Genomic DNA, 13,552 nt, shown 5'->3' on the forward strand with positions numbered 1-13,552 from the left:
GGATTCGATGACTTCCTTGCCTGCACCGCTGCGCTGGTTGCATTCCCTTGAGTGGCGCCGTGGCTTTTTCGACTGGGCACGCAGCGACGGCGTGACCTGGGTGTATATCTTCAAGGTGCTGGTCGCCGCGTTCCTCACGCTGTGGCTGGCGATGCGCCTGGAACTGCCGCAACCGCGCACCGCGATGATCACCGTGTTTATCGTGATGCAGCCCCAGAGCGGCCAGGTGTTCGCCAAGAGTTTCTACCGTTTCCTCGGTACCTTGGCGGGCTCGGCGGTGATGGTGCTGTTGATCGCCTTGTTTGCGCAGAACACCGAACTGTTCCTCGGCGCGCTGGCGATCTGGGTGGGCATTTGTACCGCTGGCGCTACGCGCAACCGCAACTTCCGCGCCTATGGGTTTGTGCTTGCCGGCTACACCGCCGCGATGGTCGGCCTGCCGGCACTGGCCCACCCGGACGGCGCCTTTATGGCAGCGGTGTGGCGGGTGCTGGAAATCTCTCTGGGGATTCTGTGCTCGACAGTGGTCAGCGCCGCCATCCTGCCGCAGACCTCCAGCGCCGCCATGCGCAACGCGCTGTACCAGCGCTTCGGCGTGTTCGCGCTGTTCGTCACCGACGGCCTGCGCGGGCGCAGCCAACGCGAAGGGTTCGAGGCCAGTAACGTGCGCTTTATCGCCGAAGCCGTGGGCCTGGAAGGGCTGCGCAGCGTCACCGTGTTCGAAGACCCGCACATGCGCCGACGCAACGGGCGGCTCAGTCGCCTCAACAGCGAATTCATGAGCATCACCACGCGCTTCAACGCCTTGCACCAGTTGCTTGAACGCTTGCGTGCCGATGAGGCCGATCATGTGGTCGCAGCGATCAAACCCGGCCTGCAAGACCTGGCCGAAGTGCTCGACAGCTTCTCGGGCCGCGCCCTCACCAGCCCGGACGCCGCGCGCCTGGTTAATCAACTGAGCGCCTACAAGGACGACCTGCCCGCCAAGGTGCGCAGCCTGCGGGCGAGCTTCCAGGACGGTAACCCGACCGAAGCCGAGCAGCTGGACTTTCATACCGCCTACGAGCTGCTGTACCGCTTCGTCGACGACCTGCACAACTACGCGCAAACCCACGCGTCCCTGGCTGACCACCGCCATGCGCGGGAAGACTGGCACGAAGCCTATACGCCAAAAACCAACTGGCTGGCCTGCGCCGCCGCCGGGGTGCGGGCCTCGTTTATCCTGATCGTGCTGGGCAGTTACTGGGTAGCCACCGCCTGGCCCAGCGGCGCGACCATGACCTTGATCGCGGCGGCCACGGTGGGCCTCTCCGCTGCCACACCCAACCCCAAGCGCATGGCGTTCCAGATGGCTTGCGGCACCTTGATCGGCGCCTTGGTCGGCTTTGTCGAAATGTTCTTCGTGTTCCCCTGGATCGACGGCTTCCCGCTGCTGTGCGTGATGCTCGCACCGGTGATCATCTTCGGTGCTTTCCTCTCCTCCCGCCCGCAGTACGCCGGTGTCGGCGTGGGCCTGTTGATTTTCTTCAGCACCGGCTCGGTGCCGGACAACCTCACGGTCTACAACCCTTACACCTTTATCAACGACTACATCGCCATGGTCATCGGCATGTTGGTGTGCGCGGCGGCGGGGGCGATCATCCTGCCACCCAACAGCCGCTGGCTGTGGCGCCGCCTGGAGCAGGACCTGCGTGAGCAGGTGGTGTATGCGATCAGCGGCAAGCTCAAGGGCCTGGCGTCGAGTTTTGAAAGCCGTACCCGCGACCTGCTGCATCAGGCTTACGGCCTCGCGGCCGGCCAGCCGCAGGTGCAACGCGACCTGCTGCGCTGGATGTTCGTGGTGCTGGAGGTCGGCCACGCAATCATCGAGTTGCGCAAGGAGCAGGCGATCCTGCCGGTGCATCCGGCCTATGCCGAGTCCCAGCCGTGGCGCCAGGCAATCCGCGTGATGGGCCGTTCGCTGGTGCGGTTGTTCCTGCAACCCAGCGCCAGCAACCTGGAGCGCGGCTTGATCGCCGTCGACCATGCGATCAGCCGCGTGCAGGCCACCGACGAACCTTTCGCCCCGCACTTCGATACCTCAGCCCTGCGCCGGGTGAAGAGCTACCTGCACTTTATCCGCACCTCGCTGCTCGACCCGCAATCGCCACTGGCGGCCCTCAAAGGAGCCTCGAATGCCTCGTGAAATCGCATTTCATGGCATCTATATGCCGACCATGACCCTGATGTTCCTGATCGCCGCCGGGCTGGCCTGGGCGATTGATCGCTTTCTGGCCGGGTTCGACCTGTACCGGTTTTTCTGGCACCCGGCGCTGTTGCGCCTGAGCCTGTTCGCTTGCCTGTTCGGCGCCCTGGCGCTGAGCGTCTACCGTTGAGAATGCCCCGATGAAAAAGTTTTTCAGCCTGCTCGCGACCTTGCTGGTGCTGGCCCTGGCGATCTGGATTGGCCGCACGTTGTGGGTGCACTACATGCAAACGCCATGGACCCGCGACGGCCGCGTGCGCGCCGACATCATCAACGTCGCGGCTGACGTGACCGGCGAGGTGGTGGACGTGCCGGTACGCGATAACCAGTTGGTAAAAAAAGGCGACCTGCTGATGCAGATCGACCCCGAGCACTACCGCATTGCCGTCAAGCAAGCTCAATCGCTGGTGGCCTCACGCAAGGCTACCTGGGAGATGCGCAAGCTCAACGCCCACCGCCGCGCCGACCTCGACGCCCTGGTGATCTCCAGGGAAAACCGCGACGACGCCAGTAATATCGCTGACTCGGCCCTGGCCGATTACCAGCACGCCCTGGCGCAACTGGAGGCCGCTGAACTCAACTTGAAACGTACCCGTGTGCTGGCGGCAGTGGATGGCTACGTCACCAACCTCAACGTGCATCGCGGCGACTATGCGCGTATCGGTGAAGCGAAGATGGCTGTGGTGGATATGAATTCGTTCTGGGTCTATGGCTTCTTTGAAGAAACCAAGCTGCCCCACGTCAACGTCGGGGATAAAGCCGATATGCAATTGATGAGTGGCGAGACACTCAAGGGTCACGTGGAAAGCATCTCCCGTGGCATCTACGACCGCGACAACCCCGAGAGCCGTGAGCTGATTGCCGATGTGAACCCGACGTTCAACTGGGTGAGGTTGGCGCAGCGTGTGCCGGTGCGGATTCACATTGATGAAGTGCCGGAGGGCGTGCTGTTGGCGGCCGGGATTACCTGCACTGTGATCGTCAACCCAACACAAAACTAAACTGTGGGAGGGGCATGAGTATCTACACAACTTTTCGGTATACCGCGGGCCCCTGTGGGAGGGGGCTTGCCCCCGATGGCGGCCTGACAGCCGACCAGGATGTTGGATCAGACCGAGTACATATCCGTTATTTGGGTAACGGCTGCTATTGGTTCCGCTTTTACAGCGGGTCACTTTGGAAAAGAGCCCCAAAGTAACCAAAGGGCTCTTGCCCCACCACTCGGCACCTCGCTTAGGCTCGGTGTGCCCGTAATCCGCCATGGATTTGGGGGGCCGCCGCCACGCGCCATCCATGGCGCGGGGCGGCTAAACCGGCATCCCTGCCGGTTTACCCCCCAAATCCCTGTCGAATTCCGGCCAGCGTGGTTTGACGGGGCGCCTGAGATCAAAAGCAGATCAAGATCAAGAGCGGCTCGCTTCGCATCGTGGTTACCATTGGCGACTACAAAGTTGTGTAGATACCTATGCTCATCGGGGGCAAGCCCTCTCCCACATTTAGGCCCGCGTTAAGCCTTGATAAACGTCTCATGCAAGTGCCGCCACAACAGCGCACCACTGGCCTGCTTCTCGAACACCACCGTGGCGCGGCGATCTGTCTGGGTGCCACTGTCATCCACCTGATGCTCGCGATACGTCACCGTGGCTCCCCGCGCATGACGATCAATCCCGGTCATTTCGCTCAAGGTGATTTTCAACCCCGGCCGCATCCCACCCAGGCGCGTGAACAACGCATTGACCCCGGCCCTGTTGACCCGCGTACCGGTGGCCGGCGCTACCATGCTGAACTCCGGTGAGAAGCGTGCCAGCAGGTTTTCCAGCGTGCCCTCAGGTGCAACCCCGGCAAACCATTGTTCGATCTCGACGTGAGTCTGGATCACTTCCTCAAAAAAATCGCTGTAGTCAATCATGCTTGGGCTCGCTGCAAGGGTGAAGCAGCGTGCGTATCCTGGAGGCATCCAGGCGCAACACTGCGAAAAGCGGCAACAGGGTCAGAGCTGCCGCTATCGTGAAGGTTATGGCGAAGGAATCCAAGGTCGACAGTACTGCACTGAGCAAGGCGGCGCCCACGCAGAAGCTCACTTGCCGGTTCATGTTCCATAACGCGCTGGCGTGGCCCATGCGCTCGGCGGGAATATCCAGAAAGGCCAGGGTCTGTGCGGTGCTGCTGCACAGGCTGCCGCCCAGGCCCATCAAGACGTAGGCCGCAATGATCAGCGCCGGCTCGTTGAGCAACAGGATGCCGCCGCATTGCAGCACCATGCCCGCCAGCAGCAAAGGTTTCGGGCCGCAGCGATTGAAGAGTTTTTTGCTCAAGTAAATCGCCACTGCCGAGGCCAGTGCCCACGGCAACATGAGCACGCCGGTCTGGGTGGCGTCATACCCCAGGTCACGCACGTAGAGGATGGCGATCAGGCTGGTGCCGATAAATATCCCCGGAATACACAGGTAAACCAGCATTGCCACACGCAGCATCGGGCTGGCGGCTTGTTTGAACATACTGCCCAGGTCCAGGGGCGGGCGTACGGTGGAAGGCACATCGGGTTTTATCCACAGCAGCGCCAGCAGCAGGGTCACCAGCGCCAGAGGCAGGTTGGCGTAGAAAATCCAGCGCCAGGACAGGCTGTCGACAATTACCCCACCCAGCGCCGGAGACAATGCCGGTACCAGCAATGCCACCGACATGACCCGCGCCGTCAACTGGCTGCGCTCGGCCGCGGGAAAGTGTCGGTAAGCCATGGCTTGCCCCACCGGAATCAACAAGCCGCCGCCGAGCCCCTGCACAGCGCGCCAGCCAATCAACGCGTCGATGGAGCCGGCCTGGCCGACCATCACCGATGCCCCGGCAAACAGCAGCAGGCTGGTGGCGATCAGGGTGCGCTCGCCCATGAGCGCCGCCAGCCACACACTCAAGGGAATGATCACCGTCAGCCCGAGCATGTAGGCATTGCTGATCCACGCCAGTTGCGTGACCGAGGCGTGCAGTTCGCGGGCGATGTCCGGGTAGGCGACGGTGGCGACAAACATGTTCACCAGGTCCAGGGCAAAACCCAGTAGAAAGATCCAGGCAATTTTCGAGCGGTAGGTCATGAACGCGATCCTGCGAATGAAGCGCGCAGGGTAGGCGGCAAGCAGGGTTTGGGATACGTCGGTTTGCCTGTTAGTTTGTCAAAAATATTTTGACAAACGGAGGGCGTGGCGATGGTCAGCCTGGATCGATTCGACACCTTCAAGGCCGTGGTCGAGGCCGGCTCGCTCACGGCCGCCGCGGATCTGCTCGGCCAGACCCGCGCCGTGGTCAGCTTCAACCTCAAGCGCCTGGAGGCGGAGCTGGGCGTCACCCTGCTGACCCGCAACACTCGCCAGCTGGCGCTCACCGATGCCGGCGAACGTTTCTACCTGCGCTGCACACGAATGCTCGAAGAGGCGCGCCTGGCGGTGGAAGAGGCCCGTTCCGAACATGCGCAGCTCAAAGGCACGCTGCGCATCACCACCACCGTCGAGTATGCCCTGGCCGTGGTCGCCCCGGCGGTGGAAGCGTTTCGCCGCCTGCACCCGGACCTGAATATCCACTTATCCACATCCTCCACCCACGCCGATTTGATCTCCGAGCGTTTTGACGTGGCTATTCGCCTGGGGCGCTTGCTGGACTCCAATCATCGAGCGGTGCGGTTGTCGACGTTTGAAGTGTTCGCCGTCGCTGCGCCAGCGTTTGCGGGCGTTCAGACCCTGGAGGAGTTGGAGCAGGTGCCCAGGCTGGGCCATGGCCGCTTGACGGAGTTGAGCGTGACCGACCCTGCCGGCGATGGGCATCAATACCGCGCAGGTCCGGCCGCCTTGGTGGCCGACAGTGCGGCGGTGCTCCAGGCGTTTGCGGTGCGTGGCCACGGTGTGGCGATCTTGCCACAGTGGCTTGTGCAGGAGGATTTGGAGGCGGGACGGCTGGTGCGTGTATTGGCGGACTATCGCTTCGCGCCCCAAGGGGTCTACGCGATGTATCCGGATACCCGGCATTTGCCGCTTAAGGTGCGGGCGTTTATTGATTTTATGAAGGGTTAGAGTTTACCGCCCAACCCAAAGCGCTTCTTCAACACCTTCTCCAGCAACCCCTTGGGCAACAGCGCCGCCATCAATGGCAACGCCCGGCTGCCATTGCCCGACCTTAGCAGACGCGGTGGCTGCGCTTGCTGCACGGCCTTGAGCACATCCGCCGCAAATTCAGTGGCTGGGGTTGGCTTGTCCTGGGAGGCCTGGCTGCGCGCCCGAATGCCTTCGCGCAACGGCCACCAGGGCGATGTTTCGTTGATCAACAATTCGGCCTGGGCCCCGGCATTCTTCGCAAAATGGGTATTGATCGCACCGGGCTGCACTTCCATCACCCGCACGCCAAACGGTGCCAGTTCCATGCGCAGGGCATCGCTCAAGGCATGGACAGCGGCTTTGGATGCGCAGTAGGCGCCGGCGAACGGCGTCACCAATACCCCGGAAACGCTGCCGATATTCACCACCAGTCCTTTGCTGCGGCGCAACGCGGGAAACAGTGCCTGGGTGACGCCAACGATGGAAAACACATTGGTTTCGAATTGGCGTCGCATCGCCTCGGTGCCGCCATCGAGCAACGGGCCCATGGCGCCGTAGCCCGCGTTGTTGACCAGCACATTCAGTTCGCCCATTTGTTCGGCCAAGCGTTGCAAGGCGGCGCTGTCATTGACGTCCAACTGCACGGCATTGAAGCCAGCGGTAGCGAGGGCGGCGACGTCATCTGGCTGGCGGGCGCTGGCCCACACGTTGAAGCCTGCGGCTTTGAACGCGTCGGCGAGGGCGCGGCCGATGCCGCTGGAGCAACCGGTGATCAGTACGTTGGGCATGCATCATTCCTTTGTCAGTCCGAGAAACTGCCTTGCAGGTGCTCGGCGCGAAATTCCAGGGTTTGCGGGCGATAGCCGGGGCGCAACGGCGGTGTGGGCAGGCAATCATCCCAGGTGGCCCCGGCCTGCAACTCGCCGGGGCCGCGATAGCGTGGGGCGGCGTAGACATTGTCGGCCAGGTTGACCGTGTCGCCCGGCGCGTAGGCGGCCACGCGCCAGCGCAGTTCGGTCAACGGCACGTCGTTGCCGTTGTTGAGGGTCAATTTCAGTGGGCGGTCGGCCGGGCAGTCCTGCGGGGCATAGCTGATGCGCAACTCAAGGCGTGCCAGTTGCGCGGCTTCGCGGTTGTCCAGCCACACCACCCAGACGGCGACGAAACCCAGGCCGACGGCAGCCGCCAGCGAAACCGGCAGCGCCTTCGCCGGGTAGCGCAGCAGCAGGATCAGCCAGGTGATGATCAGGAGAACGCCGAAGAACATGGAGACCACCTCGAATGGGGAACGAGCATCCTAACTTAAGCGTAGGTGGGATTGGTTAACTTGAGTGCTGTGGTGGCCGTGCGGGCCTCATCGGGAGCAAGCCCCCTCCCACCTTTGATTTGTGAACACATTCAAATGTGGGAGGGGGCTTGCTCCCGATGACTTACTTACTGAGCAGCAGCGTCCACCTGCAAACCTTCGATGTGGGCCTCGACCAAGGCCAAGCCGGTTTCGGCTAATTGCAAGCTGGCCCAATTCAGGTAGCTCTGGTGTTCGGTGTATAGGTCCTGAGCAGCCAGGGTGAGGACTCGAGTGGTGCCCAGTACATGACTGGCATGTTCCAGCGCATGTTCGAGGGGAAGGGGCTGTACGCCAGGCAGGTGTTTTTCACTTCAATCAATAGGACCGTACAGTGCCCTGGTACTTGCTCTTGCATTTTCAGCAGAGCTCACAGCGTTCTGCTACTTGAGCTTACATTCGGGACAGGAACCGGAGCGCATTGAACGTCCACTTATCTGACGACCTACAGGGAGGTAGCGGCGACGTTCAACTCTTCTATGTAAGGTTTATTCCATGTTTGCAGCGACCGAAAACTCGACCCACCTTTCCCCCCCACAAAGCGTTGTTGCCCCAAACGCATTGGCCACCCAAACCGATATTGCCGTTGAAACATCTGTGCAACCCCCTGTTCACCTGCCACCGGTATTGACCTACGCGCCGGACGGTATTCATCTTCCCACCTCGGCCGGCATACCCCCGGTCGGGGTGGAATACCCACGGCTCATGCAGCAATTCAAGGTTACCAATCAGGAGGCGTTTGTCACCCAACACGCCCTTCAGTCCCGCGACATGCAGCGTTTGCACGGTGAGCAACCGAGCTTCCAGGACTTCCTGCGCCAGCAAGTGGACCAAATGTTTCCGTACATGTCGACCCTGAAGCCACAAGACCTGGTCTTCAAGCGCTGGGTCGAGCAGGACGATGGCTCTATCAAAACACTGTCGTCCGAGCCGGTGCTGGACGCCTTGAACAGGAAGGTTGCGACCTTGCTGGCCAATCCTGGCCAGCAGCCCGTCGTTGACGATGTTGAACAGTCCGGCATTTTTACCCCGGACACGGACACTAGCCCGGGCACCCTCGTCACGCCACAGTTGACACTGGATACGATTGCCCAGCGCATGGTCACGCAGTTTCCGATGGCCCTTCAAACCTTCTGGACAACCCCCCGCCCGACGTTGAAAGACCCTCAGGTTCTGCAGGCCCCTCAAGACCAGTTGTTGACCTTGCACAAGCAACAACTGTCGACGCTGGCGGCATTGCGCGTGAGCGATGGAACACTGAGCGCAGCGAGCAAGCGGTTGATCGACGCAGCACTGCAATACCCCACGCTGGCTGAACGGGAAGCTGTCTTCCCCAATGGCGCACGCCCTGGTGTCTACCCGCTTACCGTTGATGACGGTAGCGAGCGGGGAGCCTTGATGGCGGGCTGCTTCCTAATCACCAGCACCGACGGTTCCGGGGCCACGCCCCCCGTCTGGACCAAAGGCCGGACCTTGGCACTCGATGAGACTAATGGGCCGGTCGTGCTGTACACCCCGGGTGAGGGGTTCGAGCAGTTTGCGACGCCAGCCCTGGCGCGCCAGGCGATTGCAGCGCGCCTTGATGAGGGGGGCGCCGACGCGGACCTACTGTTGCAAACACTGCCGTTGTCGTTACAAAACAAGTCGGAACCGCCTTCTGGCGACGATGTGATGTTGAGCGCCGAACCCTTGACGGGGGATGTGCTGGCCGAAGGCATCCCCTGGATGCTCAAGCGTCAGCAGGAGGAAGTCGTTGCGAATCTCGCCCGGGTATCGACAGAGCCGGGAGCACTCAAGCGCATGGATGATGCCGCTGACTGGTCGTACCTGCTCAGTGGCGAAAACGCCATGGCGGCGCGAGATGAACAACTGGCTGACAAGCTGGCCCCCGAGTGGCTGAAAAACCTGAGCCCGGCCCAGGAAGCGTTGTTTGATTACCTGGAACACTCCGAGGCCCGCAGTGCAAATGCGCTGGCGTCATCGCTGGCAACCCTTCCTTCTCTGGGTAGCTTTTCCCGCGACCGGATGAACGAAGCGATCAAACGGCAGTTCCCCGCTGCGCAGGTCGATGCGGACAAGCTGATGGTGCGGGTGAAAACCAGGTCCAATCCTCACTCTGGCGGGCAAAGCAGCAGTCATACGCTCACCGTCAAGCAGCACCGCGTATCGCTGACTGATCTGGCGCTGAAAAACCCCAGTGAGTTTCCAGCCGTCCAGCACGGCCACTTCAGCCGGTCCACCTTCGAACTGCCGCTGACCGATACTCACGGCAACCCTCTGCTGGGCGACGATGGCAAGCAGGTCATCCTGGATACCGAGCAGCTCAAAGCGTTGGTCAACACTGCCGATGTGGGAGGCGCCTATACTGAGCTGCTTAAACAGGAGTTGGCCACGGATGCCGAGTCGGGTGCTGCCGGCGACGTCCGCAAAGCGTGGAAAACCCACCTGAGCGACATGCTGGATAAAGAGGCTTTTCTCGCAGCACTCAACCCCAATACCTACAACATAGACGCTACCCAAGACACCAGTACCAAACGAGGAGCGCAGTGGGTCGCGGCTGTTCTTGACTACCCGGACTCGGCTGACCGGCCTCTGGTGGATGGGAAAAAAATTGTCACCAGTGCCCTTATTCAGCGTGGGTTGCCGGTTCAGGGCGCGATGGTGATTGGCAATGACACAGACGCCTCGCTTGTACTGTGCACGCCGAATGCGCCCGACGGCGTGTGTTTTCGCGAATTGGCGGATGTGAATGCGCTGAACGCCTTGATGGAGAAAAAGGAGTGGAGGCTCTACACCGCGAGCAGAGCGTCGCCGGTCGATAAAAACGACGTGGTTAAAGCTGGCGAGGCGATCAAGGAGCGCGCATTCGATCCGACGAAGAGCCCATTGCGCACGCTGGATGCGCTCGTCACTGCACTCAAATTGACGAGCGCTCCGGTGACACTCAAACCCTTCGATGGCAACTTTCAGGATGAGCTGTACAAGCAGAAAGTGAAGTTGCTCATCGATCACGCGGACCACCAAAGCGTCAGCAGCGCAGAGGTTGCGCATCAATCGAGAATCAACAAGGTTCAGTTCGGCATTGAGGTGGCCTCCATCTTCCTTGACTTGTTGCCAGTGCTCGGAAAAGGCATCTCCATGGGGGTTCGCTTAGGAAAGGCTGGCGTGACGGCCTTGCGCGCCAATGCTCGAATCTTGCCGCGGCTGCTCAAAAGTCCGGGCGCGATGCGTGCGGTCTACTCGGATTTCACGATGGCCGCCTCTGGTATTCCCAATGTGAATGCCGTGCCGTTGCGGCCGGTGTTCAAAAGCCCGGTGGTGCCGCCAGCCCCTCCAGTCATCGCCAGAGCACCAACGGCCGGCACGAGTCCAAACCTTGATCTGAGCGCCTTTTCCGTGTCGGAAGATGTCATCAAAGGCCGCATTTTGAGGCCGGACGGTACCTATAATGTGGGCGATAATTTTTACGTGCGCTATACCGACAGTACCGGGGTCAACAAGGTGTATCAAATTGATTCGGCCTTCCACGCACGTGACGGGCGGGTCGCTATCGTGGATCCTCAGGCGCCATTGACGACGTCGAAGCTCTATAGGGTTCAAGCATTTCTGGGGTCCGCGGGTAACGGTGAGTGGCGATTGAGCCGATTGCCGGGCGGGGTTCCCACTGCTACGGGGACATCCCGGCCGAACAAGCGTCCGTTGGACCAAGGCAGCTTTTCAGGCAACGTCGACACGAATAACGCGACAAGTGCTCAACCGGCCAATAAGCAACCTAGAGTGGAGGGCGTCCCTGACGGTTTAAAGGCGCTGCTGGATCCACCGGTAAAAGGTCAGAATGTTTTTTATCACTACACCGGGAAAAATCCTCATCACGAAATCATGGGTGAGAAAGCCCTTACTTCTTCAGCGTCAGATTTTGATGGTCAACGTCTGCCCCAAGGTAAAGGCAGGCATTACTTTACGGACTTGGCGCCAGGAGATATGCCGACCAAAAAGATTTCCGAAACCATCTTTGGGAAGCGTAAATATCAAAATGCGTTGGATAAAATGTCGCACTACTATGAAATCAATACGTCGGGGTTGAACGTTATCCAAAGCTCTCATAACCCACATATTTTTTATGTGGAGACGAAGTTTGCAATTCCTTTGCAGTACCCAGCTGGTCCTGACCGTGTAATGGTCAATCGCGTTATTTCTCATGGGAAAACGCCAATTAAAATATAAGCCCATGGCGTTGGCCGGTATTGGGTAAGGGCCCATGATGGCTTTAAATTGACCACAAAGGCCCAAACAAAAAGCCCCCACCCAACCCACTGCGGATAGGGGACGCAATGGGTTGGGTGAGGGCTTCTTGTACGACTGTTTTATTGCGCGATAGTTTTCACCGAAACACCTCGTTCAACCGGTGTCGAGCGCCCGTAGATATCTTCGAACCGCTCGATATCGTCCTCACCCAGATAGCTGCCCGATTGCACTTCGATGATCTCCAACGGGATCTTGCCCGGGTTGCGCAGGCGGTGCACTGAGGCGATCGGGATGTAGGTGGACTGGTTCTCACAGAGCAGGAACACGTTGTCGTCACAGGTGACTTCGGCGGTGCCGCTGACCACGATCCAGTGTTCAGCGCGGTGGTGGTGCATTTGCAGCGACAGGCACGCGCCCGGCTTGACCGAGATGTGCTTGACCTGGAAGCGGCCGCCCATGTCCACCGAGTCGTAGGAGCCCCACGGACGGTAGACTTCGCAGTGGTTCTGGGTTTCGCTGCGGCCTTGCTCGTTGAGCGTGTTGACCATCTGCTTGACGCCCTGGACCTTGTCCTTGTGGGCAATCATCATCGCGTCCTTGGTTTCCACCACCACGATGTTGTCCAGGCCGATCACCGATACCAGTTTGCCGTTGCCATGCACCATGCAGTTGCGGCTGTCCTGGATCACCACGTCGCCTTTGCTCACGTTGCCGTTGGCGTCTTTATCATTGACCGCCCACAGCGAGGCCCAGCAACCCACGTCGCTCCAGCCGGCGGCCAATGGCACCACGCAGGCGCGTTGGGTCTTTTCCATCACGGCGTAGTCGATGGAATTGTCCGGGCAGCAGGCGAAGGTGGCATCGTCGAAGGTCACGGTGTCGTGGGTCTGCTCACTGCGTTCCAGAGTCAGCACGCAGGTGTCGTAGATGTCCGGATCGTGCTTTTTCAGCTCTTCGAGGAAGCGGCTGGCGCGGAACAGGAACATACCGCTGTTCCAGAAGTAACCACCGCTTTTGACGAACTCGATGGCGCGCTTTTCATCGGGTTTTTCCACGAACTGCTGCACGCGGCTCACGCCTTCGGGCAACAGCGAGTCGTTGGTGGACTTGATGTAGCCATAGCCGGTTTCCGGACGGGTCGCCGGTACGCCGAACAGCACCATCTCGCCACGCTCGGCGGCTACGGTGGCCAGGGCCAAGGCACGTTGCAGGGCTTTCTGGTCGTCGATCACGTGGTCGGCAGGCAGCACCAGCATCAGCTCGTCACGGCCTTCGTTGACCAGCATCATCGCGGTCAGGGCCACGGCCGGTGCGGTGTTGCGCCCAAAGGGCTCCATCAGGATGCGTTGGCATTCGAGCTTACGTGCGCTCAGTTGCTCGTTGACGATGAAGCGGTGGTCCTTGTTGCAGACCACGATAGGGGAGTCCATGCCTTCGAACACCAGGCGCTCCAGGGTTTGCTGGAACAGCGTGTGTTCGCCGGTCAGGGCCAGGAACTGCTTGGGGAACTGTTTACGCGAAAGCGGCCAAAGACGTGAGCCGCTACCACCGGAAAGGATTACTGGGATCATGGGTGTTTCTCCTTGAATCAGTTTGGGTCAGAGCTACGAAGGTTTGTCGTTTCACTCTTGTTTTTGT

The 13,552-nt window shown here is 60.4% G+C and carries 11 protein-coding genes; 5 read left to right on the plus strand and 6 right to left on the minus strand.

From position 1 onward, the window contains the following. Positions 1-7: 7 nt before the first annotated feature. Genes E3O56_RS07775 through E3O56_RS07785 form a run of 3 tightly spaced genes read left to right on the plus strand, consistent with a single transcriptional unit; the run spans position 8 to position 3,246 of the window. Positions 8-2,185, plus strand: coding sequence for an FUSC family protein (locus E3O56_RS07775; protein WP_248128063.1), 2,178 nt, complete (start codon positions 8-10; stop codon positions 2,183-2,185). Then, complete coding sequence (locus E3O56_RS07780) at positions 2,175-2,375, plus strand: DUF1656 domain-containing protein (RefSeq protein ID WP_005784982.1); 201 nt, start codon at positions 2,175-2,177, stop codon at positions 2,373-2,375. The genes E3O56_RS07775 and E3O56_RS07780 overlap by 11 nt, the downstream gene beginning before the upstream one ends. 10 nt (positions 2,376-2,385) lie before the next feature. Further along, a complete protein-coding gene (locus tag E3O56_RS07785; protein WP_032877703.1) occupies positions 2,386-3,246 on the plus strand; it encodes an HlyD family secretion protein in 861 nt (286 codons plus the stop codon). Positions 3,247-3,752: 506 nt separating this feature from the next. Here E3O56_RS07785 and E3O56_RS07790 read toward each other — a convergent pair. Together E3O56_RS07790 and E3O56_RS07795 are read right to left on the minus strand one after the other, a co-directional pair. Continuing rightward, on the minus strand, positions 3,753-4,154 hold the full coding sequence (locus E3O56_RS07790; RefSeq protein WP_103733347.1) for a nuclear transport factor 2 family protein: 402 nt from the start codon (positions 4,152-4,154) through the stop codon (positions 3,753-3,755). Beyond that, entirely contained in the window at positions 4,147-5,334 is a 1,188-nt protein-coding gene (locus E3O56_RS07795; protein WP_103733348.1) for an MFS transporter, read from the minus strand. Before E3O56_RS07795 ends, E3O56_RS07790 begins: the two co-directional genes overlap by 8 nt. Before the next feature lie 111 nt (positions 5,335-5,445). Here E3O56_RS07795 and E3O56_RS07800 point away from each other — a divergent pair, with 111 nt between their 5' ends. Continuing rightward, a complete protein-coding gene (locus E3O56_RS07800; protein ID WP_032877699.1) occupies positions 5,446-6,303 on the plus strand; it encodes a LysR family transcriptional regulator in 858 nt (285 codons plus the stop codon). Here the strand turns inward: E3O56_RS07800 and E3O56_RS07805 are convergent. From E3O56_RS07805 to E3O56_RS07815, 3 genes are all read right to left on the minus strand, one after another. Then, entirely contained in the window at positions 6,300-7,112 is an 813-nt protein-coding gene (locus E3O56_RS07805) for an SDR family oxidoreductase (protein WP_032877698.1), read from the minus strand. The two genes, E3O56_RS07800 and E3O56_RS07805, sit on opposite strands and share 4 nt — an antisense overlap. 14 nt (positions 7,113-7,126) lie before the next feature. Continuing rightward, positions 7,127-7,591 (minus strand): hypothetical protein, encoded by a 465-nt coding sequence (locus E3O56_RS07810; RefSeq protein WP_005784995.1) that lies wholly within the window; start codon positions 7,589-7,591, stop codon positions 7,127-7,129. A gap of 167 nt (positions 7,592-7,758) precedes the next feature. Further along, positions 7,759-7,971: a DUF3077 domain-containing protein gene (locus E3O56_RS07815; RefSeq protein ID WP_148853492.1), complete on the minus strand. Its 213-nt coding sequence runs from the start codon at positions 7,969-7,971 to the stop codon at positions 7,759-7,761. A gap of 193 nt (positions 7,972-8,164) precedes the next feature. On the opposite strand from E3O56_RS07815, the gene E3O56_RS07820 reads away from it, so the two are divergent. Then, positions 8,165-11,893 (plus strand): DUF6543 domain-containing protein, encoded by a 3,729-nt coding sequence (locus E3O56_RS07820; protein ID WP_248128064.1) that lies wholly within the window; start codon positions 8,165-8,167, stop codon positions 11,891-11,893. Between the two features lie 140 nt (positions 11,894-12,033). Here the strand turns inward: E3O56_RS07820 and E3O56_RS07825 are convergent, their stop codons facing one another. Next, positions 12,034-13,485: a mannose-1-phosphate guanylyltransferase/mannose-6-phosphate isomerase gene (locus E3O56_RS07825; protein WP_005784999.1), complete on the minus strand. Its 1,452-nt coding sequence runs from the start codon at positions 13,483-13,485 to the stop codon at positions 12,034-12,036. Positions 13,486-13,552 lie beyond the last annotated feature (67 nt).

Origin of the sequence: Pseudomonas sp. W2Aug9 (assembly GCF_023127755.1) — a bacterium.
Classification (GTDB): Bacteria; Pseudomonadota; Gammaproteobacteria; order Pseudomonadales; family Pseudomonadaceae; genus Aquipseudomonas; species Aquipseudomonas synxantha_A.

Coding starts and splice junctions, on each gene's coding strand:
- E3O56_RS07805 (WP_032877698.1), bottom strand. CDS start 7,112: ATGCCCAACGTACTGATCACCGGTTGCTCCAGCGGCATCGGCCGCGCC.
- E3O56_RS07800 (WP_032877699.1), top strand. CDS start 5,446: ATGGTCAGCCTGGATCGATTCGACACCTTCAAGGCCGTGGTCGAGGCC.
- E3O56_RS07790 (WP_103733347.1), bottom strand. CDS start 4,154: ATGATTGACTACAGCGATTTTTTTGAGGAAGTGATCCAGACTCACGTC.
- E3O56_RS07795 (WP_103733348.1), bottom strand. CDS start 5,334: ATGACCTACCGCTCGAAAATTGCCTGGATCTTTCTACTGGGTTTTGCC.
- E3O56_RS07785 (WP_032877703.1), top strand. CDS start 2,386: ATGAAAAAGTTTTTCAGCCTGCTCGCGACCTTGCTGGTGCTGGCCCTG.
- E3O56_RS07780 (WP_005784982.1), top strand. CDS start 2,175: ATGCCTCGTGAAATCGCATTTCATGGCATCTATATGCCGACCATGACC.
- E3O56_RS07820 (WP_248128064.1), top strand. CDS start 8,165: ATGTTTGCAGCGACCGAAAACTCGACCCACCTTTCCCCCCCACAAAGC.
- E3O56_RS07775 (WP_248128063.1), top strand. CDS start 8: ATGACTTCCTTGCCTGCACCGCTGCGCTGGTTGCATTCCCTTGAGTGG.
- E3O56_RS07825 (WP_005784999.1), bottom strand. CDS start 13,485: ATGATCCCAGTAATCCTTTCCGGTGGTAGCGGCTCACGTCTTTGGCCG.
- E3O56_RS07810 (WP_005784995.1), bottom strand. CDS start 7,591: ATGTTCTTCGGCGTTCTCCTGATCATCACCTGGCTGATCCTGCTGCTG.